The sequence below is a fragment of the Pedobacter sp. ASV12 genome (genome assembly GCF_016429155.1).
Classification (GTDB): Bacteria; Bacteroidota; Bacteroidia; order Sphingobacteriales; family Sphingobacteriaceae; genus Pedobacter.
This window is the reverse complement of sequence record NZ_JAELUC010000042.1, coordinates 1-24,990: the sequence shown is the minus strand read 5'-3', so window position 1 is coordinate 24,990 and position 24,990 is coordinate 1. Positions and strand designations below refer to the sequence as shown.

Annotated in this window: 17 protein-coding genes and 1 tRNA gene; 8 read left to right on the top strand and 10 right to left on the bottom strand. The window is 45.5% G+C overall.

The features are described from left to right. Window positions 1-2: 2 nt before the first annotated feature. The 8 genes from ccoN to JHD69_RS11475 all read right to left on the bottom strand — a co-directional run bounded on the left by ccoN (window position 3) and on the right by JHD69_RS11475 (window position 10,792). Window positions 3-2,144 carry a cytochrome-c oxidase, cbb3-type subunit I gene (gene ccoN, locus JHD69_RS11510; protein ID WP_199140445.1) on the bottom strand — a complete coding sequence of 714 codons (2,142 nt, stop codon included), beginning with the start codon at window positions 2,142-2,144 and terminating at the stop codon, window positions 3-5. A gap of 84 nt (window positions 2,145-2,228) precedes the next feature. After that, complete coding sequence (gene ccoS / locus JHD69_RS11505) at window positions 2,229-2,423, bottom strand: cbb3-type cytochrome oxidase assembly protein CcoS (protein WP_199140443.1); 195 nt, start codon at window positions 2,421-2,423, stop codon at window positions 2,229-2,231. Then, window positions 2,420-4,798, bottom strand: a complete 2,379-nt coding sequence (locus JHD69_RS11500) for a heavy metal translocating P-type ATPase (RefSeq protein ID WP_199140441.1) — start codon at window positions 4,796-4,798, stop codon at window positions 2,420-2,422. The genes ccoS and JHD69_RS11500 overlap by 4 nt, the downstream gene beginning before the upstream one ends. A 5-nt stretch (window positions 4,799-4,803) precedes the next feature. Beyond that, window positions 4,804-6,144 carry an oxygen-independent coproporphyrinogen III oxidase gene (hemN, locus tag JHD69_RS11495; RefSeq protein WP_199140439.1) on the bottom strand — a complete coding sequence of 447 codons (1,341 nt, stop codon included), beginning with the start codon at window positions 6,142-6,144 and terminating at the stop codon, window positions 4,804-4,806. Then, window positions 6,144-6,569 carry a lactate dehydrogenase gene (locus JHD69_RS11490; RefSeq protein ID WP_199140437.1) on the bottom strand — a complete coding sequence of 142 codons (426 nt, stop codon included), beginning with the start codon at window positions 6,567-6,569 and terminating at the stop codon, window positions 6,144-6,146. Before JHD69_RS11490 ends, hemN begins: the two co-directional genes overlap by 1 nt. Window positions 6,570-6,736: 167 nt before the next feature. Continuing rightward, complete coding sequence (locus JHD69_RS11485; RefSeq protein WP_199140435.1) at window positions 6,737-7,765, bottom strand: response regulator; 1,029 nt, start codon at window positions 7,763-7,765, stop codon at window positions 6,737-6,739. Window positions 7,766-7,771: 6 nt separating this feature from the next. Beyond that, window positions 7,772-8,956 (bottom strand): PAS domain-containing sensor histidine kinase, encoded by a 1,185-nt coding sequence (locus tag JHD69_RS11480; protein ID WP_199140433.1) that lies wholly within the window; start codon window positions 8,954-8,956, stop codon window positions 7,772-7,774. A 36-nt stretch (window positions 8,957-8,992) separates the two neighbouring features. After that, complete coding sequence (locus JHD69_RS11475) at window positions 8,993-10,792, bottom strand: hypothetical protein (RefSeq protein ID WP_199140431.1); 1,800 nt, start codon at window positions 10,790-10,792, stop codon at window positions 8,993-8,995. A gap of 248 nt (window positions 10,793-11,040) precedes the next feature. Between JHD69_RS11475 and JHD69_RS11470 the strand changes: the two genes are divergently transcribed. The 8 genes from JHD69_RS11470 (at window position 11,041) to JHD69_RS11435 (ending at window position 22,559) form a co-directional block, all read left to right on the top strand. Next, window positions 11,041-11,220 carry a hypothetical protein gene (locus tag JHD69_RS11470; RefSeq protein WP_199140429.1) on the top strand — a complete coding sequence of 60 codons (180 nt, stop codon included), beginning with the start codon at window positions 11,041-11,043 and terminating at the stop codon, window positions 11,218-11,220. A gap of 102 nt (window positions 11,221-11,322) precedes the next feature. After that, window positions 11,323-12,930, top strand: a complete 1,608-nt coding sequence (locus JHD69_RS11465) for a helix-turn-helix domain-containing protein (RefSeq protein ID WP_199140427.1) — start codon at window positions 11,323-11,325, stop codon at window positions 12,928-12,930. Between the two features lie 159 nt (window positions 12,931-13,089). Then, complete coding sequence (locus JHD69_RS11460) at window positions 13,090-14,175, top strand: helix-turn-helix domain-containing protein (RefSeq protein ID WP_199140425.1); 1,086 nt, start codon at window positions 13,090-13,092, stop codon at window positions 14,173-14,175. Window positions 14,176-14,485: 310 nt separating this feature from the next. Then, complete coding sequence (locus JHD69_RS21370; protein ID WP_304622305.1) at window positions 14,486-17,890, top strand: hypothetical protein; 3,405 nt, start codon at window positions 14,486-14,488, stop codon at window positions 17,888-17,890. After that, window positions 17,890-19,203: a gliding motility-associated C-terminal domain-containing protein gene (locus JHD69_RS11450; protein WP_233165875.1), complete on the top strand. Its 1,314-nt coding sequence runs from the start codon at window positions 17,890-17,892 to the stop codon at window positions 19,201-19,203. Before JHD69_RS21370 ends, JHD69_RS11450 begins: the two co-directional genes overlap by 1 nt. Window positions 19,204-19,214: 11 nt before the next feature. Further along, window positions 19,215-20,183, top strand: coding sequence for a PorP/SprF family type IX secretion system membrane protein (locus tag JHD69_RS11445; RefSeq protein WP_199140421.1), 969 nt, complete (start codon window positions 19,215-19,217; stop codon window positions 20,181-20,183). A gap of 93 nt (window positions 20,184-20,276) precedes the next feature. Next, entirely contained in the window at window positions 20,277-20,585 is a 309-nt protein-coding gene (locus JHD69_RS11440) for a hypothetical protein (protein ID WP_199140419.1), read from the top strand. Window positions 20,586-21,242: 657 nt separating this feature from the next. Further along, on the top strand, window positions 21,243-22,559 hold the full coding sequence (locus JHD69_RS11435) for a family 43 glycosylhydrolase (RefSeq protein WP_199140417.1): 1,317 nt from the start codon (window positions 21,243-21,245) through the stop codon (window positions 22,557-22,559). Window positions 22,560-22,647: 88 nt separating this feature from the next. On the opposite strand, the gene JHD69_RS11430 is transcribed toward JHD69_RS11435, so the two are convergent. Both JHD69_RS11430 and JHD69_RS11425 read right to left on the bottom strand, forming a co-directional pair. After that, a tRNA-Ser gene (locus JHD69_RS11430) sits at window positions 22,648-22,737 on the bottom strand. A gap of 64 nt (window positions 22,738-22,801) precedes the next feature. Continuing rightward, complete coding sequence (locus JHD69_RS11425; protein ID WP_370583483.1) at window positions 22,802-24,880, bottom strand: HD family phosphohydrolase; 2,079 nt, start codon at window positions 24,878-24,880, stop codon at window positions 22,802-22,804. Between the last annotated feature and the right edge of the window lie 110 nt (window positions 24,881-24,990).

Genomic DNA, 24,990 nt, shown 5'->3' with positions numbered 1-24,990 from the left:
GTTTATTGATTTGAAGGAATGGTGAACTTATTTGCTTTGATGTCTACGCCCAAACGTTGCAGGTAAGCAATGATGGCAATGATTTCGCGATCGCTTTTTACAGTAATGTTATTCTGCTTCAGGTCTTTTGCAATGGTGTTGGCCTGCTCGGCAAGTACCCCATTGGCATCTCTGTCGAAATCGGCACGATAAGGCACGCCCAGTTTTTGCATGGCCCTGATTTTGCTGGCCGTAGTGGTGGTATCGAGCTTTTGCTGGATGAGCCAAGGATAAGATGGCATAATGCTACCCGGCGACATCGACGTCGGGTCTAACAGGTGGTTGAAGTGCCAAGCGTTGGAATATTTGCCTCCTTCGCGGTGCAAATCGGGCCCGGTTCTCTTGCTTCCCCATAAAAACGGATGGTCGTACACAAATTCTCCAGCCTTGCTGTACTCGCCATAGCGCTCGGTTTCTGAACGGAACGGACGAACGGTTTGCGAATGGCAGTTTACACAGCCTTCTCTGATGTAAAGATCGCGCCCTTGCAACTCTAAAGGGGTATAAGGCTTAACGCTGGCAATGGTTGGCACGTTAGATTGGATGGTAAATGTTGGCATCATTTCTACCATACCACCAATCAGAATTACAATGAGCGAGAAAACCATAAATTTCATCGGCTTGCGCTCCAATACGCGGTGCCATTTTTTATCGGCCGGATCGGTCTCTTCAATCGTTTTTGGCAAAGCCATGGCTTCGGCAGGTTCGTTGGCTACCAGTTTGGCTTTGAGCATGGTTTTGGCCAGGTTAACCGTCATTACAATGGCACCCAACAGGTAAAGCCCACCACCAATGGCCCTAAGTACGTGCATAGGAATAATCTGTAGCGTAGTGCTTAAAAAGTTGGAATATTTAAGCACGCCATCGGGTGTAAACTCTTTCCACATCAAGCCTTGGGTAAAACCTGCCCAGTACATCGGGATGGCATAAAAAAGGATGCCCAAAGTACCTATCCAAAAGTGGAAAGAGGCCATTTTTTGAGAGTATAGTGTTGTTTTGTAAAGTCGTGGTACCAACCAGTACAAAATACCAAAGGTTAGGAATCCGTTCCAGCCTAATGCGCCAACATGCACGTGGGCCACTATCCAGTCGGTAAAGTGGGCAATGCCGTTGATTTGTTTAAGCGAGAGCATCGGCCCCTCGAAAGTGGCCATACCATAAGCAGTTAGGGCCACCACCATAAATTTGAGGGTTACATCTTCCCTCACTTTGTCCCAGGCACCGCGCAGGGTAAGCAAGCCATTGATCATACCGCCCCAACTTGGTGCAATAAGCATGATGGAAAAGGCCACACCCAACGATTGAGCCCAGCCCGGCAAAGAGGTATATAGCAAGTGATGCGGACCAGCCCAGATGTAGATAAAAATAAGCGACCAAAAGTGCAGGATACTTAGCTTATACGAGTAAACCGGTCTGTTGGCCATTTTAGGCAAGAAATAGTACATCATGCCCAAATAAGGCGTGGTTAAGAAAAATGCTACCGCATTGTGCCCATACCACCACTGTACCAAGGCATCTTGAACACCAGCATAGATATAATAGCTTTTAAGAAAAGAAATTGGCAACTCGAAAGAGTTTACAATATGCAATACGGCGATGGTAACAAAGGTGGCAATGTAGAACCAGATGGCTACATACAAATGGCGTTCGCGACGTTTAATAATGGTGCCAAACATATTGATGCCAAAAACCACCCAAATGAGGGTAATGGCAATATCGATGGGCCATTCGAGCTCGGCATACTCGTGCGAGGTGGTAAAACCCATTGGCAGGGTAAGCACCGCCGAAAGAATAATGAGTTGCCATCCCCAAAAATGGATTTTGCTCAACGTATCGCTAAACATACGTGCCTTGAGCAGCCTTTGCAGCGAGTAATATACCCCCATAAAAATGGCATTGCCCACAAAAGCAAAAATAACCGCATTGGTGTGCAATGGCCTGATGCGGCCAAAGGTGGTGTATTGGCTGCCCATGTTCATGGAAGGCTTAAACAGCTGCATGGCTACCAACAGCCCTACCGTCATCCCGATAATGCCCCAAACAATGGTGGCTAAGCCAAAATTGCGGACAATCTTATTGTCGTAAGTAAATTTTTCTAATTGCATAAAAGAAGCTATTGATTTGTTGTGTTCAAAGGTATTTCGGCAAGCCGGTTGCCATGGTGATGGCAGTTACAGCTAAAAGTGATCTTAGTCAGTTTTTTCATCTTGTTTGGCCGGTTTGGGGTCTTCAGGCGCATCGGGTAGTTCATCGTCAAACAAAACCCTGATGCCAGGCGTATGCACATCGTTGTGCTGGCCATCTTTCAGGGCCCAGAAAAAGGCACCCAAAAACACCAGCGCCATCAGTACGCTGCAGCCAATCAAAAAATAGAGGATGTTCATTGCAATTGATTTTGATGTGCATAAAAACGGGTTGCCAACGTGGTAAATCCAATAATGGTAACGGTGCTCAATGGCATGAGCACCGCTGCAACCAAGGGATAGAGCGTGCCTTGTACGGCAAAATACAATCCAACGCAGTTATAGGCGATGGCTATGGCAAAGCTCGTCTTGATGATTTTAAGACCAGCTTTGCTCAATTGGTGAAAATGAGGCAAATAGGCAAGCGAAGAGCCTTTGAGGATGGCATCGCAGCCCGGCGTAAAGTTGTTGATATTATCGGTAAGGGCGATACCAAAATCGCTTTGTTTGAGGGCGCCGGCATCGTTTAGCCCATCGCCCAGCATCATAACGGTGGCATGTTGCTGCAGTGTTTGGATCGCTTCGAGCTTATCGTGCGGACTTTGCTGAAACCTGATGTCGGCATTGGCCGGAAAAATCTGTTTCAGGTACGCTTCCTCCGTATTGGTATCGCCAGAAAGTACTTTGAGCTGAAAGCTTTGTTGCAACTTCCAAATGAGTTCTGGCAAATGGGCACGCCATTTTTGTTCGACGCTAAAACAGCCTTTGTAGCTGTTGTTGATGACCAAATGTACCCCGCTGCCAACACCAACCTTTACATCGAAAGGCAATATGGCCTGACTGCCTGCATACACCATCTGCTCGTTTACCCAGCCTTTAATGCCTTTACCGGGGATTTCCTTGTATTTGGTAATGGGATAAAACTTGTTAAAATCGAGGTATTTTAAGATCCTGCGGCTTAAGGGGTGAGCCGAATGGCGGAGCAAAGACACCGCCATCTTTTTTTCTTCTTCGGTTAAAAGCCCGGTAAAACAAACATCGGCCTGCTCGGTACTGGTTAGCGTACCCGTTTTATCGAAAACAATGGTATCGCAGTGGGCCAAATGCTCAACAGCATCGGTATTTTTAACATAGAAGCCTTTTTTATCGAATACCGAAAGTATGGCCGATAAGGTAAAGGGCGTGCTTAAAGCCAGCACACAGGGGCAGGCCACAATAATAACAGCCGTAAAGGCATTCCAGGCTTTGGTGCTATTGCCTTGGGCAAACCAATAGGCCAAGGTGCCAAAGGCCAAGACAAATACGGCTAGGCTAAAATACTTGGCTACGCTGTCGTTAAAGCCTTGGCTATTGTTGCCTTTGGTGTATTCTTTGTTCCATAGGCTGGTCAGATAGCTCTGCGAAACAGGTTTTACCACCTCTACTTCTATAGCCTCGCCCAGCTGTTTGCCACCGGCATAGGTTATTTCGCCCAAAACCTTTTGCTGGGGCTCTGTTTCGCCGGTTACAAAACTCATGTCGAGCCAGGCCTCTCCTTTCATCAGTATCGAATCGGCTGGTATAAGCTCTCCATTCCTGATCCACAGCCTGTCGCCCACTTTGAGTTCGGCAATGGCCGTGGCATGTTCCTTGCCATTTTGCAAGGTAGTAACAGCTATGGGAAAATAAGAACGGTAATCCCGGTCGAAAGAAATATGGTAATATGTGCGTTGCTTTACCCATTTGCCCAGCTGCAGCAGAAAAACCAATCCTGTTAGCGTATCGGCAAAACCCGGACCGTTCATCAACACGGTTGATATGGCCGTCCTGAGCAAAAGCACGGCAATAATAAGCGCCAAAGGCGCATCCAGGTTTATGTGGCCGTGTTTAAGGCTGGTTAGGGCCGAGGTGAAATAATCGCGGGCACAGTAAAACGTTACCGGCAAACAAAAAAGCAGGTTTAACCAGGCAAACAGCTGCTGAAACTCTTTTTCGGTGATCGACAAGCCAAAGTACTCCGGAAAGCTGAACAGCATTACATTGCCCATGCAAAACCCAGCCAAGGCAATTTTTAAAATAAGGCTCTTATCTGTTGCCTTGTGCTTCTCTTTTACCACATCCTGCAGGCTCAACAAAGGCTCGTAACCGATATTAGTCAGGATTTCTACTACTTTTCGCAAAGAAATCTCTTGATTTTTGAAGCTAATGCTGACTTCTTTCTTTATAAAATCGATTTGCGAGCGATAAATGGCAGTGTTTATCTTATACAAATGTTCTAACAGCCACACACACGAACTGCAGTGAATGGCAGGAATATAAAAAGTAACAATCGTATTTTCCTTGTCTTTATAGTCGATCAGTTGATCTACAATTTTCGGCTCGTCGAGGTACTCAAAATGCGAATGCCCTTCTGAACGGCTACCCGGTGCATGGTTGTATGCATAATAATTGCACAAGTTGTTCTGCGACAGCAACTGGTACACGCTTTTGCAGCCGGTACAGCAAAAGTGCTTATCGTCGAAAAGGAGATCGGTACCATGGATTACGTCGCCACAATGGTAACAGCTTAGGCTTTGTAGTATTTCCTGATTTTTCATGGTGGTTAAACTGCACTGCTAAAAAGAGTGGTTGCTGGTTGTTTTTGCCAAAGCCTTTCGTCAAAAGCCATACACACATTCCTGATGAACGATTTTCCTTCGGTGGCCAGCCTAATCTCATTGCCTGTGATGGCTACCAGCCGGTCGTCTATCAAAGGCTCAAGCCTTTGCAGCAACATGGCAGGCACTTCGCCGTCAAAACGGGTGGCATTTTTGCACATCAGGTTCAGAATGTGTTGCCTGATGTAAAGATCGCGTTCGTTCAAGATGTGGCCTTTTTCTATCGGAAAACAGCCATTCTCCAATTGTTGCAGGTAACCTTCTACGGTTTTTGCATTTTGGGCAAAGGCACCTTGGCAATCGCTGATAGACGAGACGCCAAGTCCGATTAAAATTGGTGTATACTGATGGGTATAGCCCATAAAATTACGATGCAGCTGATGGTTTTGGCTCGCCTGATACAGCTGGTCGCTTTTTAAGGCAAAATGATCCATCCCAATCTCTTCGTAGCCAGCCTCCAGCAACAGGTTTCGACCCGTGCGGTAAAGCCTGAATTTTTCCTCGCCTACCGGAATATCTTTTTCGGTAAAATGGCGCTGGCCCGGTTTGAGCCAAGGCACATGGGCATAGCTGTAAAAGGCAATACGGTCGGGGCGCATGGCAATAACTTCGGTTATAGTTTGTATGAGCCCCTCAAGTGTCTGACCAGGCAAACCGTAAATCAGATCGAAATTGATGGATTGGTAACCTATAGCCCTGGCATCGTGCACGATATTGATTACCTGTTGGGTAGTTTGAAAACGGTTGATCATAAGCTGCACCTTGGGATCAAAATCCTGAATGCCCAAACTCAAGCGCCTAAACCCCAACCTGTGCAAAGTATCTAAATGATCGGGTGTGGTATTGTCTGGATGCCCTTCAAATGAACATTCTGTCATTTCCCCGGCTTTACCCGCGATGGCATCAATCAGTCTTTCCAAATTTGCCGGACTAAAAAAAGTTGGGGTACCGCCACCCAAGTGAATTTCTTTGATTTTCGGACGCTCGCCCAGAACCGCACAATACATCTCCCATTCTTTAATCAAAGCAGCAATGTAAGGCAATTCTACGCCATGGTTTTTGGTAATGCGGGTATTGCAGCCACAATAGGTACATAAATGCTCACAAAACGGCAAATGGATGTAGAGGCTAATGCCCTCCTCTTGGTTGTTGGCGTACGATTTGAGCAACTGGTCGAACCATTGCTGCTGGCTAAACGTTTCGTTTTCCCAATAAGGCACCGTAGGATAACTCGTGTACCTTGGTGCCGCCACATTGTATTTTCTGAGCAATGATACCGTATCCATTAGCGTTGGTCTATTGGTTTGATCCGGCAACTATTTTGGCAACAACAGGCATCGCCTACACATTTTCCCTGCGCCCAATTATCGAGGTTTTTAACCACTTGGTACATGGTCTTCATTTCGCCTCCGTTTTCGAAAGGCACATTGGCCAGCTTAAGGCCCGCATGGGCAACGGCCGATAAGTCAATGTGATCTATCCCAAAAGAAGCAGCGGCGATGTATTTGATGCCTAAGGCCTGCAAACCTTTAACCAGCTCGGCATCAAGCGCATCTTCGTTAAAAACAATCAGTGCTTCCTTGCCCTGCGCAAAAGCCAGGGTATCGAGGGTTAAGCTGTTGCTGATAATCGTGATATCGTGCTTTTTATGGTTGGCCAAAATAAGCCATTCTTTTTCTTGGGGTTTGATATGATACGCTATTGCTTTCATCTGCATATTTTGATATATACAAAACTAAAGCATGGCCAATGGCCGGCTGATGAGCGCGGTTAGGCAAAAAAATGATATTCGTCAGAAAAGGGCGAAAGGCCAAAGTGGAAAGCAGAAAGTGAAACGCCTATTCACTATGGACCATAGGCTATAGACTATAAACCAACCTACTGCTTAATATTTTTCAATTTCTCGATAGAAACGATATGGATGGCATTGCCGTTTTTTTCGATGAGTTTTTCGTCTTTAAAATCGGCGAGCATCCGGCTTACGGTTTCGCTGGCTGTACCCACCAAGGCGGCCAGATCGTCTCTCGAAATGCGCAGCGTACATTCGTCCGATTGTTTGTCGCCAAATTTGTGGGCCACATCAACCAAAGCTTCGGCCACCCGTTTGCGTACCGAAAAATAGGCAAGCCTGAGCAGTTGTTCATCTTTATGTTGTGCGTTGTTTGACAGCATGCTCATAAAAGCACCCGAAACTTCCTGATGGTTTTGCAGGTAGTCCATAAAATCGGCCTTGGCAATAAGCAACAGCTCTACATCGGCAAGCGTTGCCGCATTATCGGTATAAGAGGTGCCATTGCACAGACTTTCGTAACCAAAAAAATCGCCGGCATGAAATAGGGTTGAAGAAAGTTCGCGGCCGTCTTTTGCACGTTTATAGGTTTTAACCTGCCCTTTAACCACATAATAAAGATACGAGGGATGGTCGTGCTCTACATAAATAATCTGCTTTTGGCCAAAAGAACGGGTTTTGCCCTTGGCCTTCAGTTCGGCAAACAGCGTTTCCTTGTCGCCAGCCAGCGCTTTGAAACCTACGGGTTTATGGCGCTTTTTAAGCCTGCTTTCTATGGCATTAAAAAGTTCTACATCGTCGAAAGGCTTGGTCAGGTAATCGTCTGCGCCCATTTCCATGCCTTTGCGCATATCGCTACGCTCGGCCTTGGCAGTCATAAAAATAAAGGGAATACTAGCCGTTTGCGGATTTTTCTGCAACAAATAAAGTACCCCATAGCCATCCAGTTCGGGCATCATGATATCGCACAAAATAATATCGGGCGTATGCTTAATGGCCAAATCCACCCCAATTCTTCCGTTTTTGGCGGTAAAAGTAACATAACCGGCCAAATCGAGTATTTCTGCCGTGCTTTCTCTAATATCGTCGCTGTCTTCTATAATCAGGGCTTTTTTCATGTGCTGTTAAAATCTAAAATGTAACCTAAACGTAGTGCCTACCTTTTCTTCGCCGATGTAGCTTACGGTTCCGTCCATCAATCCAACGTATCGCCTCACAATATTAAGGCCCAAGCCGGTTCCCGGAATGTCGCCGGTGTTATGCGCCCTAAAAAAGGGTTCGAACAAATTGTTGCGATCGGCCAAGGGAATGCCTATTCCATTGTCGGTAATATCAATGGTCAGTTCGTTTTCCCTGATGGTGCTGTTAAACTGGATCATGGTATCTTCACCAGAATACTTAATGGCATTGGAAATGAGGTTGATGATACAGTTTTTAAGCAAATGCTGGTCGAGGTAAACCTGAGCGGTAACGCCTTTGTGCTCGTACACAATCAGCTGGTTCTGCTTGCTAATGAGCTGCATCTCTTCGGCAATTTCTTCGGCAAACGAAATGATATCGAACCAGTTGGCATTGGGCTGTACCTTTCCAGCCTCCAGTTTTTCCAACGATAGGAAATCGTTGAGGATGGTGGTAAGGTTATTGATCGAGTTCCTGATCTTGTTGGTGTGCTTTTCTACATTGGCCACATCCTGTTTCAAGGTATATTTATCAATGAGCGAAGCCGAAAGCTGAATAGCGCTCAACGGTGTCCTAAATTCGTGCGAGGCCATGGAAACGAACCTTGTTTTGAGCTGGTTCAGTTCCTTTTCCTTTTCAAACATTTCGCTCACAACCTCTTTGGCCGTTTCGAGCTCGTTGATCAGTTTAATGAGGTCTTGCGTACGCTCCTTTATCTTTACCTCCAGTTCTTCGGTATAGCTTTTGATTTTTTGTTCGTCTTCTTTCTCCCTACTCAAATCGTGGATAAAGCCGGTAAATATCTTCCTGTCGCTAAATTTCACTTCGCTTACGCCCAACCTGAACGGAAAAGTGCTACCGTCTTTACGCTGGCCTGTTACTTCCCTCCCGATGCCAATAATTTTTTTATGCCCCGTGTGGTTGTAATTGTAAATATAGCTGTCGTGCCTGGCCCTATCTGGCTGAGGCATGAGCATGGCTACGTTGTTACCAACCGTTTCTTCGCGCGAATAGCCGAACAACTGCAGGGCGGCAGGATTGATATGTTCTATCAAGCCCTTATCGTCAATGGTAATGATGCCGTCGATGGCATTTTCGATAATCGCGTTTAACAGTTGTGCTCTTTCCATTGCTTATCTTGTATCCAAATATAACGAGTTTTCGTACTATTTGATTTCAATGGATTCAATAATAGTGTCCGACAGTGCATTTTCGGCGCTCAACAGCTCCTGTTCAATCTTGTCTTTTACAAATAAGGCCTGGCTAGCGAGCTGATTAAACAGATATTTATAGTAATCGACACCTGAAAGCAACTGGTTTTTGAAACGTTGCAACTGATTTTGCTTTTTCTCGTTAAATTCTTTCAGTTGCGTTTGCAATTCGGCTTGCAGGTAGTCAATGTACAGGTTCAGCTCCTTGATAAAGAAGTGTGGCCTTTTTACGCTGGCCAACAAGTCGGTTTTGCCGTAAATATGGCCTACCATGGCCTCCAAAGAATAGATTTTCGAAAAATAGGCCAAATTAGGTCCCGGACAAATGGCTACTGCTTTGTTTTCTTTGGGCTTAAGCATCTTGTTTTTAAGGTAAACCGAGCTGGTCAAGCCTTCGCATAGACAGGCCTTTTCCGTAATCTGTCCAAAGCGCTCGTCGTACTCTTTTGCCGGAAGATCCAAAGCCCTGAGTTCGTTGATTTTGAGGTACTGGTATTCCCTTGATGCCGTACAAATAGGGTTTGTAGTAAATTCGGTATTGCTGCACAGGTATTTTTTGGTGCAGGGGCTGCCTGGCCTGCCTTTTTTAATGCGCATTAAGCGCTGCGCATCGATGCTGCTTTGCCTAAAATTATTGAATGGCACACCCAAGGGCGAAGAGCCGCTGAGGTAGAAATCACTTTCTGTCGAATCGGCTAGCTGCTGCAAGGTCTCCTCATCAACATTGGTTACCTCGGGCACCAATAAAAATGGGCTTCCCCAACCTGTAGCGTCAAGCTGATAATGCTTCAATAAAAATTCGTTTTCCTTGGCGGTGCCGATGCCACCTTGTACGCTGAGCTTTTGTACCGGCATACAAATATTGCTCATGCCTTTTTCTTGCAAGGCCTGTACATAAAGCTGATACAGTTCTTCGAGCATCATCTGCCTTTTCTGCTTAAATTCTTCCAAAATCGGTCCCAAAAGAAAACCTTCGGTAGCAAAGGCATGCCCCCCACAATTCAATCCAGATTCTATCCTGAATTCTGAAACCCACAAACCCTTTTTGGCCAGGAACTTGGCCTGAATAAAGGCCGACCTGAAATCGCTTACCTTCAAAATCAGCTTCTTGTTGAGCTGTCCGTTCTTGTCTGGAAAGAAATCGGCAAATTTTTCGATATAGCTGTACAAACGAGGGTTCATGCCCGCCGAGAGGATAACCGAAGAGCTGAGGTTGCTTTCGGCAAAACCGCGCAGGGCAGCCAAGGCGTCGGTATTTTCATCGCCGGTATATTCGTCGTTCTGGTTAAAATTGGCTTTATCTACCTTGGCCATGATGTTAACGTCGATAGCACCCAGCTGCAGCTGTTTTTTAAGCAGGTTTTTGAAAATTGTTTTGCGCTCGCCTTCTGGATAATCCATCAAAAGCTCATAACCTTGTTTCAGTTGCGATTCTTCCGGCAGCAGCTCAAAATACCTGCAAATATCGGTTCCAGGCTCGAATTCCTGTTGCTTGAGTTCTTCAAACTGCTTATTTACCTCCTCGTTCATCATATTGAGGTAGGCCGTAATTCTTTGCGAGCGGCTGTTGGGCGCTTCTTTTTTGATGGCTAGGTAAGGTTTTCCTTGTTTTTCGGCATAATAGGCGCGCATCCTTTCAATCAGTTCGTCGTCTACAATAGAAACAACAGATGAAATACCATATTTGGCAACTTTTAAGGGCGTATCTATCGAATAGCCTAAACCTAAAACGGGGATGTGGAATTTGTGGATCATGTGAATCTGGTCATGCTTGTTGATCCAAAATTAGCGCAAAGCCTGAGGACCGAAGACCATATTTATCACCAAAAAAAATGATTAATATCACTTTTTTAAAGGAGACAACAAGCCAAAGCCCAACTAACGACAGCAAATGCCATAGATTACAATTCAATCAATCCTGCACATAATCATAACCAAAAGTGATTGCCGTCAAAATATGACCAAACCGATCTGCGCAATTTTGTAGCAACAAATTAATCAATATGAAAGCGCAAAGCCAGACCCCTGCTGCTAACACCTTAAGCCATAAGCATTATATCTACATCGGGTTGTTCATTCTCCTGTTGCAGGCCATTTTCCACCTTTCGGTAGATGCATCGATAGTCAGACATCCCAAAAACAAAGCGCTCAAAGTGCAAAGCGCCCAACGAAACGGCTTATAGAGCGTAGTTTCAATTTGTTGGCAGGAAGATAAATTTTATTGGTCATTCCAAAAAGCATTCCTATATTGGTGAATTGTTACATCTTTTTGACTCATCCCGTCAATGAAACCACGTCTCCCTATCAAATGCCTGCTCCTCCTGTTGCTTTTGGCGCAGTGTTTTGTTTCTACAGCCAACAATCCGCAGGAAACCAAGGATAAGCAATTCAACGAAACCTATACCAAAATAGCCACTGAAATCGCATCCTCGGATATTAAAAAAGCCTTAAAGATGTCGGATTCGCTACTTTTAACGGCGCATGACGATTATCACAAAATGAAATGCCTAATGTTGTTGGCTACCTTGTACCAGCGTTCGGGCAATTTTGCCAAGGCCCTGGTCTGCGCGGCCGATGCCGAGAAGTTGGCTCCTGACGATGAAAAAGGCAATGCCTTTAAAGTACGGATTGCTGGCTTTCTTTCAACGCTTTATCGGGATGTAAACCTGACCGAACAGGCACGCAAGTATCTTGAAATTGCCGAAACCACCAATTCAAAGCTCCAAAAATCGCCGGCCACTACTATTTCGCAAGCGCTTATTCTTCAAGAAAAAGCCTATTACGCCATCGAAGAAGACCGTGATTACAAATTGGGGCTGCAACAGCTTGCACAGGCAGAAAAAGGCTTTCTCGAAGTGCAAGACCAAGCCTCAAAGAACGTATTTTTGGCCACCAACGACCAGCTTTCGGGCCTTTGCTATTTCAATTTAAAAAATTATGCCAAGGCCAAAGTGAGCCTGCTTAATGCCATTACCCGCTTGGGCAGCACAGAAAGCGAACTCAAGGCTTTTATTTATTGTGGCCTGGGTGATGTTGAGCTGGCCGAAAAAAGATATCAAGAGGCATTGAGCAATTACAAGCTGGCCGAAAGCTATGCCCAACGTTCCAATAACTCCAATGCCAAAATCGGCCTCAGCAAAAGTATGGCTAACTATTACAGTGTTATAGGCGACGCCAAAACTGCCCTGGTTTACCAAAATGCCTACTCAAATCTCTCAGACGAGCGTGCCGCAGCCACCAAAAAGATTTCGAACCAGTTGCTTGCCGAGCTGAAGGAAAAAGAAACTGGAAGCAACCGTCTGACCTTGTTGCTAACCGGCGCCTCGGCTTTGTTGCTGGTTGCATTGATCGTGATGTGGCTGTTCAAAAACAAGAAAGAAAAAGAGAACCGGTTCAGGTACGAGCAACTGATCAAAAAAATGGAAGCGCTCCAACAAGCCGACAAAACACCGGCCCACAGCCTTTTACCAAAAGCAGAGCATAGCGAGCTCATGTCTAAAGAATCAGAAGACCGGCTCCGCGAAGGGCTTGCCAAATTGGAAGAAAAGCACTTTTTTCTGCAGGGCGACATCTCATTATCAGGCTTGGCCAGCGAACTGAATTCGAACACGCGCTATGTTTCTTATATCATCAACAAGTACCAGGAAAAGGATTTCAACAATTACATCAATGCCTTAAGGATCGATTATGCCTTAAACGACCTTCGTACAAATCCGATGGTACGCAAATACAAGATTGCCTACCTCGCCCAAAAATACGGCTTCTCGTCGCACAGCAAATTTGGCGCAATATTTAAAGGGATAACCGGAATTTCGCCTTCGGTATTCATCGAAAACCTGAACAAGGACGATAAGGAAAAACGAATACAACGCGTTACCCAAGAAGCCTCCTAAAGGCAAAGTATGGTTGGCAAAACCAATCAATATACCAAATTCATGGCCGAAAGGTGCTTTAAGCGCCTAAACATTATCCGTTTTAACGAATCTGGATAGTGCAACCGTTGCAATGCGCACTTATTCTCTGCAGGTTTGCAACAGCATCTGCAAAATCAAATGCAGGTACCCTGGCCTGTGATGACTATTGTATTTTCAATTACGCTTTTTTCTATCCTTTCGGCTAATATGCTGCTGGCTTTTAAAGTCTGTCGCTTAAAACCCATTGCCAAATTTGGGCTTTGGGCCAACATCGCATTGTTTATAGCTTTTGTTTGCGCCAGTAATCTTTTCGGTCTATTTGGCACCGATGCTTTTAGGTTGCCTTTTCTCCCTTTTCTGGTGCTAGCCGGACCTTTTGCCTACCTGTTTAGCTTAGCTGTAATAGGCGAATATCCTAAAAACAGCAAGGTTTGCCTACACCTGTTCGTACCCCTGCTGTTGATTATGCTCTCTCTTAAGGCAAATATCTTTAAAGGGTCGTTTTTTGCAACGCATACCACTACTGTTTGGCTCATGGTATGCTCAACGATATTATCGATTGGTTACCTGATGGCAGTCATTGCCAAGGCCATGTCTAAAAGACATACCAGCGGCAACCATGCTGCTTTTTTGCTGTTGATTATTACACAGTTGCCTATGGCGGTCATGGCAAATATTGTAGGCATAGCCTATAGGCATACCTCTAAAAATCCGGAAGGTTTCTTTGTACCCGAAAGTACGCTCATCGTCAACTGGCTGGTCTTCCTTTCCATGGCTTTGGCCCTTTTCAGGTATTTTACAAAACAGCTTTCTGCAAAAGAAGCTACAGATGCCGAACAAAAACAATATCACAAATCGCCCCTAACGGCAAAAGACATGGAAGAAATTGCCAAGCGCCTGCTGATGGTGGCTGACCAGGAAATATACATGGAAGCGGAACTTTCATTGAAAGGATTGGCCAAGGCCGTTCAAGCGCCTATACACCATGTTACACAAACCCTTAACATGCAAATGAAAACGGATTTTTATGGGTTTGTAAATGGGTACCGGGTAAAGATGGCCTGCAGAATGCTTCAAGAAACCGATATGGCCATCGATTTGATCTGGCAGGAATGTGGCTTTAATTCACGCGCCACTTTTAACCGCCATTTTCGCACGGCTACCGGTACCACGCCAAGCAATTACCGGACAGGCAAAACTGAGCTAAATTCGTGCTTAGCCTAAATCCATACACAAACCTGATACGGTTTCTTCACTTACTGTAACTAATCGTTTACAGTTTTAATTTTATGTTATATATTTGTCGTTAATGTAAAACAACAATCTAAATTAACCATCGCCTATTTTCATCTAATCAGCTCTCAAATCCAATTAAGTCTTGTCACGTATTCTTAAAAATGCCAATGGCAATTTATTTTCTAATTTTTAAGATTTTGATGTTTTAGCAAAAGCATTCGAGGTTTTTTGGTTTATCGTTTTCCTGATCAAAGAAGCTATGGGCGCAAATTTAGAGAAAAACTAGATTTAAATGCGCATGATCAAAAAAGCACTTTTCGGCATTTCGGCCCTGATATTTTGCAGTTCGCTATCTTCTGCCCAACAAAAAGTTAAAGACGGAACAGTAACAGGTGTTAACCTGCCCAACAAAGATGCCATATTGGAACTGGAAAGTACCAGCAAGGGCTTATTGCATACCAGAATTTCTTTAAAGGCAACAACCGATGCCTTTCCTTTGTCTGCGCATGTAGCAGGGATGATGGTCTATAATATGGCTACGGTAGCCGATGTTTCGCCGGGCATCTACTATAACGATGGAACCAAATGGGTCAAAATGTCTCAAGGTGCCAAAGGCGATACCGGAGCCACTGGTCTACAAGGACCGATAGGATTAACCGGGCCACAGGGTGCTCAGGGATTGGTCGGACCACAAGGACCCATTGGGCCCAAAGGCGACAAAGGCGATACTGGCGATACCGGCAATACAGGCGCAACCGGTCTGCAGGGGCCTATCGGACTGACCGGACCAACTGGTGCCCAAGGATTGGTCGGCCCCACAGGAGCTACGGGACCGCAAGGCCCAGCAGGCTTGGACGGCGCTCAAGGACCCAAGGGCGACAAAGGCGATACCGGCAATACAGGCGCAACCGGTCCGCAGGGGCCTATCGGACTGACCGGACCAACTGGTGCCCAGGGATTGGTTGGCCCCACCGGAGCTACGGGACCGCAAGGCCCAGCAGGCTTGGACGGTGCTCAAGGACCCAAGGGCGACAAAGGCGATACCGGCAATACAGGCGCAACCGGTCCGCAAGGTCCTATCGGACTGACCGGACCAACTGGTGCCCAGGGATTGGTTGGCCCCACCGGAGCTACGGGACCGCAAGGCCCAGCAGGCTTGGATGGCGCTCAAGGACCCAAGGGCGACAAAGGCGATACCGGCAATACAGGCGCAACCGGTCCGCAGGGGCCTATCGGACTGACCGGACCAACTGGTGCCCAGGGATTGGTTGGCCCCACCGGAGCTACGGGACCGCAAGGCCCAGCAGGCTTGGACGGTGCTCAAGGACCCAAGGGCGACAAAGGCGATACTGGCAATACAGGTGCAACTGGTCTGCAGGGGCCTATCGGACTGACCGGACCAACTGGTGCCCAGGGATTGGTTGGCCTTACAGGGGCTACGGGACCACAAGGCCCCAAGGGCGACAAAGGCGATACTGGTAATACAGGTGCAACTGGTCTGCAGGGGCCAACAGGATTAACTGGACCACAAGGCGGAATAGGCCTTATTACCAATGGATCAAACACAACGGTAACCGGAAGTGGAACAACAGCCTCACCTTACCAAATAACAGCTATGCCCGAACCTTGGTACATCCAAAACACCACCAACGAGGCCACAGCCAACACCGATAATATTTACCAAATGGGTAGCGTATCGATTGGCAAGAACGCGGTAAGTGTAGGCGGCTTTTATCCGGTTATGCTCGATGTGAATGGTGCCGTACGTTTTGGCGAGAATCACACTGGAAACATAGGGCCGTTATCAAGCATTGTTGGCGGAAAAGAAAATCAATCTTCTGGATATTATGGTGCTGTTTTGGGCGGAAACCAAAACGTATCTTCAGCTGATGGCGCCATTGTTGCAGGTGGCTATAACAATGGTGCCTCCGTGCCGTATTCTGCTATTGTTGGAGGAGAAGGCAATCGAACCACAGTTGCCATGGCAGGAAACGGCTCTGCCGTAATTGGTGGACAAAACAATACGGTTACCAGGGGGCGTGCAGTTATTTTGGGTGGAATTGACAACCTGGCAGAAGGCCAAAATGCCATTGTTTTAGGTGGAGTTGGAAGTATGGCCAGAACCAACAACGAAATAGTAGGTGGCACTTATCCAACCGATTATGTTTCTACAAATACAGGACTGACCTTAAGCAAAGACCGGGCATTCAATATTGGGAATGGCCTTGGCAGTTCGCAGCGAAGAGATGCCTTTACCGTCCTCAGAAACGGGAAAACAGGTATAGGTTTCAGCAATTTTGAGGGTATATCTTTTGATGAAACCTTGCAGGTAAATGGTAACGCGCGCATAGTGAATCTGCCAGCCACTCCCGGAAACGCAACCACCGATAAAATAGTGGTAGTAGATGCAGACGGCGTTTTAAAAACCATTACTTCAACCAGCAGTGCCATAGAACCTTGGCAGGTATTTGGCAGTACTACCCAGGCTAACGACAATACACAAAATATTTACCAAACCGGCGCTATTGCAGTTGGCGCCAATACTGCGGCTACCGTTGCTTCCGCCAGTTCAAATTCTTCGGCTGCCCAGCAACTTGCCAAATTTACCTTAAGCGGAGGCGATGCCTCGATTAACGGCTTAACGATTGGCTTGGGCGGTGGCCAATTGGGATCAAATCTAGCAGTAGGCAGGCTGGCTTTATACAACAATACGAACGGCACGGCCAATATTGCCCTAGGAGCTAATGCATTAAGAGACAATAGCGATGGCAGCAACAATATTGCCATTGGAGCCAATGCACTTTCACAGAATACTTCTGGCCACGACAATACCGTGCTTGGTAATACCATGTATAGCAATACCAACGGGTCATACAACTTTGCCGTTGGCAGCACAGCACTAGCCGCCAATACTACGGGTTTCAACAACATGGCAGTTGGTTATCAGGCCCTCACCAGAAACATTTCCGGACAAGATAACATTGCCTTGGGGCCCTTCTCTCTAGAGAACAATACCAGCGCCTATAGCAATATTGCCATGGGCCAATATGCCTTGAGAAGCAACACGACAGGTTCGCTGAACTTAGCCATGGGTTTTTATGCGGGTCAGAAAAACAAGCTTGGCCAGGCCAATATTTTTATAGGTACGCAGGCCGGTGGCACTTACGATCCAATTGATGCTTCGGGCAACAATATATTTATAGGTATATCTTCCGGTAGCGGTGTAGTAACTGGAAACAGCAACACTTTCTTGGGTTCTAACATTACGGTAACCGATCCGGCTATGTCAGGCAACATTATTATTGCCGATGGCAACGGACAGCAACGCATTAATGTAGACCAAACCGGCAATGTGCTTATCGGCGCTTCAAACACTTCTTCTACCCTTACCGTTAATGGTGCCATTGCCAATCAGGGTGCCTATGATGCAGGCTTCAACATCAGCATCGATTTTACCAAGAGCAACCTCGCCTATACCAATGCAGATGCCGGCAACACTTTCGAGCTCAAACATATTAAAGACGGTGGCGTGTATACCTTGGCTGTAAAAGGCACTGTTTCAGGCACAGCTGCTTTTACCGCTACAGGTTTCACCATCCATTTGCCTACAGACAATGGACCATCCGTAGCGGGTAAACATTCGTTATACACCTTTATGGTCATGGGCACTGAAGTATACGTATCTTGGAAAACTGGACTATGATGAAGAATTTCAGCAAAAGGACAATACATCAAACCAGTTTGAGCCTGCTTTTGGTGCTGTTTGCCTACTTTGGCAACGGCGTAAGAGCTCAAAATGGCAAGGGCAGCATAACAGTTGACAATTCGACGGTAATGATAGCCAAAGGCACTACCGAGCTACGTTTCTCGGAAAGCAGCTATTTTGGCCCAGAAACCAATTGGGAAATCAATGGCACGCTAGAAATCTGGAGCCGTAATGTGTGGATTGCTCCGGGAGCAAAATTTAGTGGAACAGGAAGCATCGTCATTCACAACCCGGGCAGCAATCCAGCTTATCCTGAAATGCCCGATTCGGCAACCATGATTGATGGCAATAATGGCTTTTTTGTGCAATTGCTTATTTCCAATCAAAACGAGATGAACATCGTATTGCAAGACCTTGCAGATCCAGGCTATGGAACGGCTAACCCTTTGGGCCAGCTGGCCGCCGCCTTAAACTTGGGAGGCACACTTGATTTGGCCGTAGATGGCGCCGATATTATTTTAAATGGCCACGATCTTTCCTTTGATAAAAACGGGCAATTGCTCAACTACGGCAAAGACCGCATGGTGGTTACTTCTAACAGCGTACAAGGCCATTTGGTTAAAGACTTTAAAGGTGGCGAAGAATTTGTATTTCCCGTTGGCATCAATGAAGGCGACTACACTCCAGCTACCTTAGCACCTGCCAGTCCGGGCAAAATATTTGTTAGCGTTCAAAACAGCCTAGCCTCAACAAAACCTATTGCCGATCCTGCACTTGGCATGAATAGGGTTTGGCATATCTATAGCCAGATTTCTTCAACAACAGGCCTAACGCTACAACATAATAAAAATACCAATGGTGCTCTTTTTATTGATGCAAATGCCAACATTGCCCGCTACGCCGATTATAAAAAGTGGGACATCCTGAAAAGTACAAATCCGGTCATTGGCGTCCATACAAATCAGGCCCTTAGCCTAAGCAACGATCCATTGGTCAACGGCAGTTATTTTACTAAACTGGCAACAGGCTCCTTAACCATCCCCAACTTATTTACCCCTAACGGCGATGGCACCAACGATACCTTCGAAATCAGGGGACTACCATTTTTTGGCGCCAATGAACTTACCATTGTAAACCGCTGGGGCAATGAAGTTTACAAGACCCAGAATTACCGCAATACGTGGACAGGCGTTGGTCTGAACGAAGGCACCTATTATTATATACTCAAGGTTCGCGAAACGGCCATGGATGGCTGGAAAGTCTACAAAGGCTACATCACCCTCATCCGCACATTTAAAAAAGACAACTAAGCTTCAGAAATATGAAGAAACGCATCATAATCATTCTTTTTTTGCTAAGCTGCTGGGCTATGGCCAAATCACAACAGGATGCACAATTTAGTCAATACCTATTCAATGGCATCTACATTAATCCGGCCTATGCAGGCTACAAGGAACGGCTCAACCTACATGCTTTTTACCGCAACCAATGGACTGGCATTACAGGCTCTCCGCAAACCATGTCTTTTGCCGTTGATGCAACAGCCAACGAAAAAAGAGTTGGACTGGCACTGCAACTTGTTGCCGATCAGTTGGGTGCACAACGCAACGAATCTGTTTATTTAAATTATGCCTATAGAATTGCCATGAACGCCGAGGGAAGTTCGAGACTAGCCTTGGGGCTTGGTTTTGGTGCTGTGCAGTTTGGCATGGATGGAGCAATGCTGAATCCCAACGATGCAGAACCCAACCAACCCTTGGGCAAACAAAGTGTCATTGTTCCTGATGCAAGAGTAGGTATTTATTTTGCCAACGATCGTTTCTTTGCAGGATTAAGCGCCGCTAACATCCTGGCCCAATTTTCGGTAGTAGAGCACTACGCCTATATTGCCAAGCCAAGACCCCATTATTACTTCACGGCAGGCATGTTGCTACCCATGGGCTACAACATGCTTTTAAAACCTTCTGTGCTGGTCAAAGACGACAGAGGCGGACCAACAAGTCTAGATATGAGCTTGTTTGCCATTTTAAATGAGCGTTTTTGGATTGGGGGCGCTTACCGCACAGGTATAAAACTTTACCGTAAAGACAATCTCCAAAACAATCTCAGCAAGCTGAACAGCGCAGTGGCCAGCCTACAGTTTGCTCCCTCCGACCGATTGAGGATAGGCTATGCTTATGATTTTTCGGTTGGTCCGCTTCAGGGATATAGTTCTGGAACCCATGAACTATCCGTTAGCTTCATGTTCGCCAGTAAACACATCCCGATGCTTAGTCCTCGTTTTTTTTAGTCGGTTTAAAGGAATGATTTTGTAAAGAAAACACGCTTAACAACACTGAAACAAGCGAAAATATGATTACTTTAGGGCATTCAATCAGCCCTAATGAAGTATCACTACCAATTCGTATCTAAAACTATTGTTCGAATAGAGCTTATACCCGAAGACCAAAAAGATATCGCCTTAATCGAAACGCTTTCAACTTCAGCCGAAAACGATCCCAACTTGAAGGAACTCTTTAGAAAAGGCTTTGAAGCTTACGATTCCAAAGCTGATCTGAATAAGCTAAAATTCATGAATTTTCCAAGGGTAGCCCTTTGCTCTTATATGCCAATAACTAAACCAACTAATCCCTTGCTCGAGGAAAAAGAAACACCGGCAGGTCAGGTTTCAGGCCAGCTTTCCTTTCTGTAAGTTTGGCTAATGACCCAACCTTATTGCTGTTGTCGAAATGCCTATTTGCGAATGGCAATAAGTGCAATCCTGCTGCCAGTATAAACAACAAAGGCATATACGAATTGATCGGGCAAGCTATGTGAGTGGTAATGGTAAAATACTGTCCTCTTGGATAATCGATCCCGCCGCTCCTCAAGGTACAAGATCCGGCAGCGCCTAGGGCAGATTTGACGGAACAATTCAATTCTGTATATAAGCCAGAGTAATTAACGTCATAATCAAATGTGGTGCCGGTAATCACAGTCTGATATACATTGCCAAATACAGGATCATAACAGGCTGGGCCAGGAACAGGGGTAATTTTCGGACCGGCAAATAGCGGATTGCTGCTCATTAACATCAAAAAAAGCAGCCATAAAAAAAATGTGGGCTTCATGAATAATACAATTAGGTATTTAACCAACACTATTCATTTACAATATGTTTACCATAAGGACTATTCTATAAAAAGCTTAGTTTTGGAAACAACAGAACCCCTTGTTAACTTACGGCACCCAAACCAGTGTGAAAAATTTCGCCTTCCCCCCTTCCATTCCATATAAGTTGTTGATAACTTAAAAAAGTATCCGAACTCCCAATGCAACAACCCTGGAAACATGATAATCACTGATCCGCATGAAAAAAAACATACTATTATTCGCATTCATGCTTGGCACCGGTTTTGGCAAGCCACTACTCGCACAAAATCCAATCATTGGCATACCTGGTATTTCCGACCCACATGTCAGGGTTTTTAACAAGAAAATTTATTTGTACTCCGGACACGACGACAAGCCCGACGACAGCACCTGGGTAATGAAGGATTGGCGAGTATTTTCAACCTCCGACCTTGTCAACTGGAAACTGGAAACGATAATTTCGCCCCAAGACAATTACATGGATGGCCAATCTACCGATTGCTGGGCTGGTGATGCAGCATCAAGAAACGGAAAGTATTATTTCTATTTCTCGGATGGAAAAAGAGGCATAGGCGTCATGAAATCAGATGCTCCAGGAGGTAAATTTACCGATGCGCTGGGCAAGCCTTTGGTCGCGCCCATGCACGACCCTACAATCCTTGCAGATGACGATCGCAACCAAACTCCATACCTGGTTTATGGCGACAAAAGCGGTGGTGGCTATCATATTGCCAAGCTCAATAACGACATGGTATCACTTGCCGAAAAGCCCAAACCCATAGTTATTACAGGCCAAGAATGGGAAAAAGCCCCGATGTGGATGGACAAAAACTACATCTTCAAATATAAAGATACTTACTACCTGAGCTGGGGATCAGCCTATGCTATTTCTAAAAACATCTATGGCCCCTATGCTAGTGTTGGGATTACCGGCAAAGGCTATCATTTGGGTCCGCTTGCACATAGCAGTTTTTTTTGGTGGAAAGGACAATTTTACCACGCTTGGTGCTATTATCTCAAACCAGGGTATAAATTCAGGGCTACAATCATTACTTATTGCCATTTCGACAACGAGGGACGTATCATTACCGATACTGATTTTCTGGACAAGCATTTTGCATCAGGCGTAGGGCAATATGATGCCAGCTGGCCGAAAATCGAGGCAGAATGGTTTTATGAAAAAGACAGCCTTACCCGTAAACACGCAATCGGCAATGGAGACTTTGAGCTGGTCGCAATGCACAATGGCAGTTGGGTACGTTTTGCTAATGTAAACATGGCAAAGAGCAGCCAGGTATTGACAGCCAGGATTTCTGGTTTAGATCGGGCTTCTGCTTTGGAAATCCGACTGGATAGCCTCAACGGACCGATTATAGGCGAACTGAAAGCCGATACAAAAGCCAAATACAATACAGCATACCAAAATATATCCTGTTATCTTAAACGGGTAAAAGGCACAAGGGATGTGTATATCAGGGTAAAAGCCCAATCAAAAAAAACGGAAATATCCTTGGATTGGATTAGTTTCCATTAAAAACAAAAAACCTGGGAATAACACCAGGCTACGTTATGGTAAGCCAAGCAACAAAAAAAGCCCAACTTTTCAGTTGGGCTTCAATTGCTGGCGGTGAGGGCGGGATTCGAACCCGCGGTACCGTTACCAGTACGACAGTTTAGCAAACTGTTCCTTTCGGCCTCTCAGGCACCTCACCGTTTCTCAAAATCGTTGTTTTGAGGTTGCAAATATAGCAATTCATTAATGTTTGCAAAAAAAAATTACACAGTTTGTAAATAATCTATACGCACATGGTAAATGCTCATCAGCATTGTCTTGAATATCAGCTTTATAGTTTCCAAATCTTTTAGCGTCAAATCGCAATCATCCAATTGGTTCTGTTCCAATTTGTAGTTGATGATGCGTTCAACCAGGTCGTTGATGTTCTGTGCATCCGGATTTTTAAGGCTTCTGGAAGCGGCTTCTACCGAATCGGCCAACATGAGCACACCGGTTTCCTTCGAAAAAGGAATCGGCCCCGGATAGCGGAAAATATTCTCGTCTACGAATTTCTCTGGCGAGTTCTTTAAAAACGACTGGTAAAAATAATCGACCCTGGTGTTGCCGTGATGCGTCCTGATAAAATCGATCACACTTTCCGGTAAGCGGTTTTTGCGTGTAATTTCGATGCCTTTGTGCACATGTTTGATGATGATCTGGGCACTTTGCTCGTAAGGCAACTTATCGTGCGGACTAGTGGCTGTATTTTGGTTTTCAATAAAATACTGCGGATTTTCCATCTTCCCAATATCGTGGTACAAAGCCCCTGCCCTTACCAGCAAAGCATTGCCACCTATCTTAAAAATAGCGGCTTCAGCCAGGTTGGCCACCTGCAAGGAATGCTGAAAAGTACCTGGCGCTTTAAAAGCCAGCTCGCGCAACAGTTTGTTGTTGGTATTGGTCAGCTCGATCAAGGCCACATCCGAAGTAATGCCAAAAACACGTTCAAAAGCATAAATCAACGGATAAGCCAACAGCGACAGCAACACGCTGAATACAAAAGGCAGGAAATTGGCCCATTCTATCTGTGCGAAAGAACCTTCCCTGAGCAGGGCGATTCCTACAAACGACACAAAATAAGCCCCCAAAATAAAAGAAGCCGAAATCAGCAGCTGCTCGCGTTTGACCAAGTTCTTGATGCTGTAAATGGCCACCATGCCCGCCGTAGTTTGGTAAAACACAAACTCGAAGCTGTTAGGCACGAAAAAACCAGCAATCAAAATCACCAACAAATGCAGGTTCAGCGCCAAGCGCGTATCGAACAGAATACGAATAATGATCGGTACGATACAAAACGGAATGTAATACAAGCTGCTGATGTTGAGCTTGATGGCCCAGGTAAGCGCCAACAGCATGGAAGTAATCACCAGCAGAATAAGCGACAGCTGCCGGTTATCGGCAAAAATATCTTTCCTGAAAAGGTGCAGAAACACCATCAGCAACGAAATGATAAAACCGACCAGCAACACTTGCCCCAAGTAAACCAGGCGGTTATCGCCAATGGTTTTGGTCTGCGCTTCATAAGCTTCTTTGTACGACAACAGCTTTTGATACACATCATCGTCTATAATACTACCTTTGGCCACAATCAACTCGCCTTTCTGAACCATGCCTTTGGTAGTAGAAAGGCTATTTATTGTATTTTTCTCTACAGTAAGCGTCAAAGCTTCATCAAAAACCAGATTAGGTTTCAGATGGCTTTCTATCAGGTCTAAAATTTCATCCTTAATGGCCGGTCGCGCCGATCGGAAATTATTTTTGAAGTAATCCAATGCGCTTTCGGTGGTGTAAACATCCTGAGAATTTACCCTTTGCGAAATATGGTCGCGCAGGAAAGTAAAATCGTAATGCTTGCCATCTTTCTGGTGCTTGGCCGACAAGCCGATAATTCCCTTTTTATAAACAGCCTGCAACATATTGTAAGCAGCTTTCTTAGCGGCTTCCTTCTCGTTTTCCGGGAAGGCATTCGATTTCCACTTTACGTCAAATTCATTTAAAAAAGCCTCACCCTGTCCCTTAAACACTTCATCGTCATACTTATAGATAGGCAATACGTGATTAAGGGCGTCTTTCTTGTCGCTGACCACCTGCGGGTTGGTTTTGAGGATGGCGAAACTAAATGGCGAAACGAGGTCTTTGTTAAGCCAGGCCTTATTTTTTTCAAACTCGTACCTGAACCTTGGCTGCTTGGGCAGGTAAAGCGTAATAATGAATACACAAGCCACCATCATGATGTATTTGATGTTGGACGAATATTTTCGATAAAGGACTTTCCGCGAATTCTTTCTGATTTTGGCCAAAATTGTACAGCTTGATTAGTTCAAAATTAAGATTATTTTTTTCAATCACCTACAATTAGTTTACGGGGCACTATAGTGGCCACCCTTAAATCTGTCTCTTATACACATCT

What these genes read in the sequence shown, in the direction of transcription:
- JHD69_RS11485 (WP_199140435.1), bottom strand. Translation starts at nt 7,765, where the DNA reads ATGAAAAAAGCCCTGATTATAGAAGACAGCGACGATATTAGAGAAAGC.
- JHD69_RS11490 (WP_199140437.1), bottom strand. Translation starts at nt 6,569, where the DNA reads ATGAAAGCAATAGCGTATCATATCAAACCCCAAGAAAAAGAATGGCTT.
- JHD69_RS11450 (WP_233165875.1), top strand. Translation starts at nt 17,890, where the DNA reads ATGAAGAATTTCAGCAAAAGGACAATACATCAAACCAGTTTGAGCCTG.
- JHD69_RS11470 (WP_199140429.1), top strand. Translation starts at nt 11,041, where the DNA reads ATGAAAGCGCAAAGCCAGACCCCTGCTGCTAACACCTTAAGCCATAAG.
- JHD69_RS11465 (WP_199140427.1), top strand. Translation starts at nt 11,323, where the DNA reads ATGAAACCACGTCTCCCTATCAAATGCCTGCTCCTCCTGTTGCTTTTG.
- JHD69_RS21370 (WP_304622305.1), top strand. Translation starts at nt 14,486, where the DNA reads ATGATCAAAAAAGCACTTTTCGGCATTTCGGCCCTGATATTTTGCAGT.
- JHD69_RS11445 (WP_199140421.1), top strand. Translation starts at nt 19,215, where the DNA reads ATGAAGAAACGCATCATAATCATTCTTTTTTTGCTAAGCTGCTGGGCT.
- ccoN (WP_199140445.1), bottom strand. Translation starts at nt 2,144, where the DNA reads ATGCAATTAGAAAAATTTACTTACGACAATAAGATTGTCCGCAATTTT.
- JHD69_RS11460 (WP_199140425.1), top strand. Translation starts at nt 13,090, where the DNA reads ATGCAGGTACCCTGGCCTGTGATGACTATTGTATTTTCAATTACGCTT.
- hemN (WP_199140439.1), bottom strand. Translation starts at nt 6,144, where the DNA reads ATGGATACGGTATCATTGCTCAGAAAATACAATGTGGCGGCACCAAGG.
- JHD69_RS11500 (WP_199140441.1), bottom strand. Translation starts at nt 4,798, where the DNA reads ATGAAAAATCAGGAAATACTACAAAGCCTAAGCTGTTACCATTGTGGC.
- JHD69_RS11435 (WP_199140417.1), top strand. Translation starts at nt 21,243, where the DNA reads ATGAAAAAAAACATACTATTATTCGCATTCATGCTTGGCACCGGTTTT.
- ccoS (WP_199140443.1), bottom strand. Translation starts at nt 2,423, where the DNA reads ATGAACATCCTCTATTTTTTGATTGGCTGCAGCGTACTGATGGCGCTG.
- JHD69_RS11440 (WP_199140419.1), top strand. Translation starts at nt 20,277, where the DNA reads ATGAAGTATCACTACCAATTCGTATCTAAAACTATTGTTCGAATAGAG.
- JHD69_RS11480 (WP_199140433.1), bottom strand. Translation starts at nt 8,956, where the DNA reads ATGGAAAGAGCACAACTGTTAAACGCGATTATCGAAAATGCCATCGAC.
- JHD69_RS11475 (WP_199140431.1), bottom strand. Translation starts at nt 10,792, where the DNA reads ATGATCCACAAATTCCACATCCCCGTTTTAGGTTTAGGCTATTCGATA.